We start from the raw sequence: 4,188 nt of genomic DNA, 5'->3' as shown, positions 1-4,188 counted from the left end.
GCGGATGGCGCCACACCAGCGTGCCGAGCGAGGCGATGCTCATGACCGTCCACACGAACATCGAGAGCCACGCGTTCGGCACGTGGATGAACATGATTTTTACAGTCGCCCCCTGCTGATAGTCGTCGGGCGCCAGCGCGGATTGGGCGAGGCCTATCGCCAGGACCAGCGCGGTCATTGCCGCCAGCCACGGCAGGAGCCGCGCGGTCAGCGCCAGGAACCGGGTCGGATTCGCAAGCTCGGTCAGCGTCATGGTCACCCTGATAATGGTGAGGCGCCCTGCATGCAATCAGCACAAGGACGTGCAAGGAGAGTTGATCGGCATCAGTCCAGCCCATGCCGCAGGCTCGCGGCGGCGGCGAACGGTCCGACCACGAAACTGACCAGCGACAGTGCGCACAGGATCGATAACGGGGCGCCGAACGACAGTGGGCCCGTAATCGCGGCCTGCGATGCGGCGACCCCGAAAATCAGGATGGGAATCGACAGCGGCAGCACCAACACCGCGAGGAGCAGGCCGCCGCGGTGCAGGGTCACCGCCAGCGCCGCGCCGATCATGCCGGTAAAGGTCAGGGCCGGGGTGCCGACCAGCAGCGTCAGCGCCACCGCCGCGGTCGCCGTCATGTCGAGATTGAGCAGCAGCCCGAGGACAGGAGTCGCGATTACCAGCGGCAGGCCAGCCGCCAGCCAGTGCGCCAGCGCCTTGGCCGCGCAGGCGAACTCCAGCGACGTCCGGCTCATCAGGATCAGGTCGAGTGAACCGTCCTCGTGGTCGGCCATGAAAAGTCGGTCGAGGGTTAACAGACTGGCAAGAAGTGCGCCGAGCCACAGGATCGCCGGCCCAAGCCGGGCCAGCAGCGCGAGGTCCGGCCCGACCGCGAATGGCATCAGCACGACGACGGTCAGGAAAAACAGCACCCCGATCAGCGCGCCGCCGCCGACCCGCAGCGCAATCCGGATGTCGCGTTGGATGAGGGCTCCGAGCGCGGTCATGCGGCACCCTGCGGGGCGCATCGCAGGAGGACGCATTGCCCGTGTTGCCCCGTATATCGCCGCGAGCGCGGTGCGCTCCCTCCCCCCTTGCGGGGGAGGGCTGGGGAGCGGGGTACCCCGGAAATCGGTGGCAGTGATGTTGGAGGACGTCCCCGGGAGCGCGGCGCCCGCGGACCTTTTCGTGCCGAATTGGAATGGTGCGCCGCGTGGTACCCCCCTCCCTGACCCTCCCCCGCAAGGGGGGAGGGGACGGAGAGAGCGGTGCCCGGTGAACGGAGAAAGTCGTGCCTCACCCCTCGCCTCCGATCCGGAGTTCCCGGGCAAAAATCCCGAGGGGGCTGTGGGTTGCGGCGATGATGATGCCGCCGCTGCCGAGATGCTCGCCCATCACGTCGGCGAATACGGCCTGGCCGGGGGCGTCGAGCGCCGTTGTCGGCTCGTCCAGCAGCCAGATGGGGCGATGGACCGCAAGCAGCCGGGCCAGCGACAGCCGCCGCCGCTGCCCGGCCGAGAGATAAGCGGCCGGCAGGTCGAGCGCGTGGGCCAGGCCGACGATCGCCAGGCATTCGGAGACATGGCTCGTCCCGCCGCCGAGAAAATCTCGCCAGAACGCGAGATTTTCGGCGACGCTCAGGGCCGGTTTTGCTGCATCGCGATGGCCGAGATAGTGCGCCTGTTCGGGCAGGGTCAGTTCAGGGTCGAGGCCTTCGACGTCGATCGCGCCGCCCGCCGGCGCCAGCAGCCCGGCGATGAGCCGCAGCAGCGAGGTCTTGCCGGAGCCGTTGCGGCCGGTGACCGCCAGCGCCTCGCCCGCCGCGACTTCGAAAGTGAGTCCGGAAAACACCTCCCGGCCGCCCCGCACACATCTGATCTCGCGTCCCCAAAGCCGCATGTCGCTTCGTCATAGCCTTTCGAAAATGGATGGTAGCGCGCAAGAATTTGTGGGTAACGCCTTCTCGCCGAACGCTGGTCGCTGTGGCAGTCAGGTTGGAAAGCTTCTATAAGCCGGAACTTGATGCAGCACACAATCGGCCGCTGCCAAGCAACCACGCTCGGATTTGCAGACGGTGCCAAGATACCCCTGCCGGGTATGAACTCAATCGGGATTCCTCACATGACTTCGCTGGACAGCTTCAAATGCCGCAAGACGCTCAAGGTCGGTGGCAAGAGCTACATCTATTACAGCCTGCCCACCGCCGAGAAGAATGGCCTCGCAGGAATTTCGAAGCTGCCCTATTCGATGAAGGTTTTGTTGGAGAACCTGCTGCGCAACGAGGACGGCCGCTCGGTCAAGAAGGACGACATCGTCGCGGTCTCCAAATGGCTGAAGAAGCGCTCGCTAGAGCATGAGATCGCGTTCCGCCCGGCGCGCGTCCTGATGCAGGATTTCACCGGCGTGCCCGCCGTCGTCGATCTCGCCGCGATGCGCAATGCGATGCAGACGCTCGGCGGCGACGCCGAAAAGATCAACCCGCTGGTGCCGGTCGATCTGGTCATCGACCACAGTGTGATCGTCAATTTCTTTGGTGACAACAAGGCGTTCGCCAAGAACGTGGTCGAGGAATACAAGCAGAATCAGGAACGTTACGAATTCTTGAAATGGGGCCAGAAGGCGTTTTCGAATTTCTCCGTGGTGCCGCCCGGCACCGGCATCTGCCACCAGGTCAATCTCGAATATCTCGCGCAGACGGTGTGGACCAAGAAGGAGAAGATGACGGTCGGCAAGAAGACCGGCACCTTCGAGATCGCCTATCCGGATTCGCTGGTCGGCACCGACTCGCACACGACCATGGTCAATGGCCTTGCCGTGCTCGGCTGGGGCGTCGGCGGCATCGAGGCTGAAGCCTGCATGCTCGGACAGCCGCTGTCGATGTTGCTGCCGAGCGTGGTCGGCTTCAAGCTGCAGGGCCAGCTCAAGGAAGGCGTCACCGCGACCGACCTCGTGCTGACCGTGACGCAGATGCTCAGAAAGCTCGGCGTCGTTGGCAAGTTCGTCGAGTTCTTCGGTCCCGGCCTTGACAATCTCTCGGTCGCTGACAAGGCCACGATCGGCAACATGGCCCCCGAATATGGCGCGACCTGCGGCTTCTTCCCGGTCGATGCCGCGACCATCGACTACCTGAAGACCTCCGGCCGCACGCCGTCGCGGGTTGCGCTGGTGCAGGCCTATGCCAAGGCGCAGGGCCTGTTCCGCAATGCCAAGTCCGAGGATCCGGTGTTCACCGAAACGTTGACCCTCGATCTCGGCGACGTGGTGCCGTCGATGGCCGGACCGAAGCGTCCGGAGGGGCGCGTCGCGCTGCCGTCGGTCGCCGAAGGTTTTGCCGCCGCGATGACCAGCGAATACAAGAAGGCCGACGATGCGGACAAGCGCTATGCCGTCGAGGGCCGCGACTTCGACCTCGGCCATGGCGACGTGGTGATCGCGGCGATCACCTCCTGCACCAACACCTCCAATCCGAGCGTGCTGATCGGCGCCGGCCTCTTGGCGCGCAACGCGGTCGCCAAGGGGCTGAAGGCAAAGCCGTGGGTCAAGACCTCGCTGGCGCCCGGCAGCCAGGTGGTCGCCGAATATCTCGCCAATTCCGGCCTGCAGAAGGACCTCGACAAGATCGGCTTCAACCTGGTCGGTTTTGGCTGCACCACCTGCATCGGCAATTCCGGCCCGCTGCCGGAGGAGATTTCGAAGTCGATCAACGATAATGGCATCGTGGCGGCCGCCGTGCTGTCGGGCAACCGCAACTTCGAGGGCCGCGACTTCGACCTCGGCCATGGCGACGTGGTGATCGCGGCGATCACCTCCTGCACCAACACCTCCAATCCGAGCGTGCTGATCGGCGCCGGCCTTTTGGCGCGCAACGCGGCCGCCAAGGGCCTGAAGGCCAAGCCGTGGGTGAAGACCTCGCTGGTGCCGGGCAGCCAGGTGGTCGCGGAATATCTCGCCAATTCCGGGCTGCAAAAGGACCTCGACAAGGTCGGCTTCAACTTGGTCGGCTTCGGCTGCACCACCTGCATCGGCAATTCCGGCCCGCTGCCGGAGGACATCTCGAAGTCGATCAACGAAAACGGCATCGTCGCCGCCGCCGTGCTGTCGGGCAACCGCAACTTCGAAGGCCGCGTCAATCCGGACGTGCGCGCAAACTACCTGGCATCGCCGCCGCTGGTAGTCGCCTACGCGTTGGCCGGCTCGCTCAA

Annotated in this window: 3 protein-coding genes and 2 pseudogenes; 2 read left to right on the top strand and 3 right to left on the bottom strand. The window is 65.1% G+C overall.

Features of this window, described 5'->3' with window-relative positions:
• From ccsA to ccmA, 3 genes are all read right to left on the bottom strand, one after another.
• On the bottom strand, window positions 1-253 hold a 253-nt coding region (gene ccsA, locus JOZ76_RS26765), incomplete at its 3' end, for a cytochrome c biogenesis protein CcsA (RefSeq protein ID WP_291703769.1).
• A gap of 71 nt (window positions 254-324) precedes the next feature.
• Window positions 325-993, bottom strand: coding sequence for a heme exporter protein CcmB (gene ccmB, locus JOZ76_RS26760; protein ID WP_291703767.1), 669 nt, complete (start codon window positions 991-993; stop codon window positions 325-327).
• 289 nt (window positions 994-1,282) lie between these two features.
• The gene (ccmA, locus tag JOZ76_RS26755) at window positions 1,283-1,885 is read right to left on the bottom strand and encodes a heme ABC exporter ATP-binding protein CcmA (protein WP_291703765.1); all 603 of its coding nucleotides are present in this window, start codon (window positions 1,883-1,885) and stop codon (window positions 1,283-1,285) included.
• A 222-nt stretch (window positions 1,886-2,107) separates the two neighbouring features.
• On the opposite strand from ccmA, the pseudogene acnA reads away from it, so the two are divergent.
• Window positions 2,108-3,748 (top strand): annotated as a pseudogene (gene acnA / locus JOZ76_RS26750) (aconitate hydratase AcnA); the annotation flags it as partial.
• Window positions 3,740-4,188: pseudogene (locus JOZ76_RS38630) on the top strand (aconitase family protein); the annotation flags it as partial. The pseudogenes acnA and JOZ76_RS38630, both read left to right, overlap by 9 nt.

The organism is Bradyrhizobium sp. (assembly GCF_019244115.1).
Taxonomy (GTDB): domain Bacteria; phylum Pseudomonadota; class Alphaproteobacteria; order Rhizobiales; family Xanthobacteraceae; genus Bradyrhizobium.
This window is presented reverse-complemented; position numbering and strand designations above follow the sequence as displayed.

What these genes read in the sequence shown, in the direction of transcription:
- ccmA (WP_291703765.1), bottom strand. Translation starts at nt 1,885, where the DNA reads ATGCGGCTTTGGGGACGCGAGATCAGATGTGTGCGGGGCGGCCGGGAG.
- ccmB (WP_291703767.1), bottom strand. Translation starts at nt 993, where the DNA reads ATGACCGCGCTCGGAGCCCTCATCCAACGCGACATCCGGATTGCGCTG.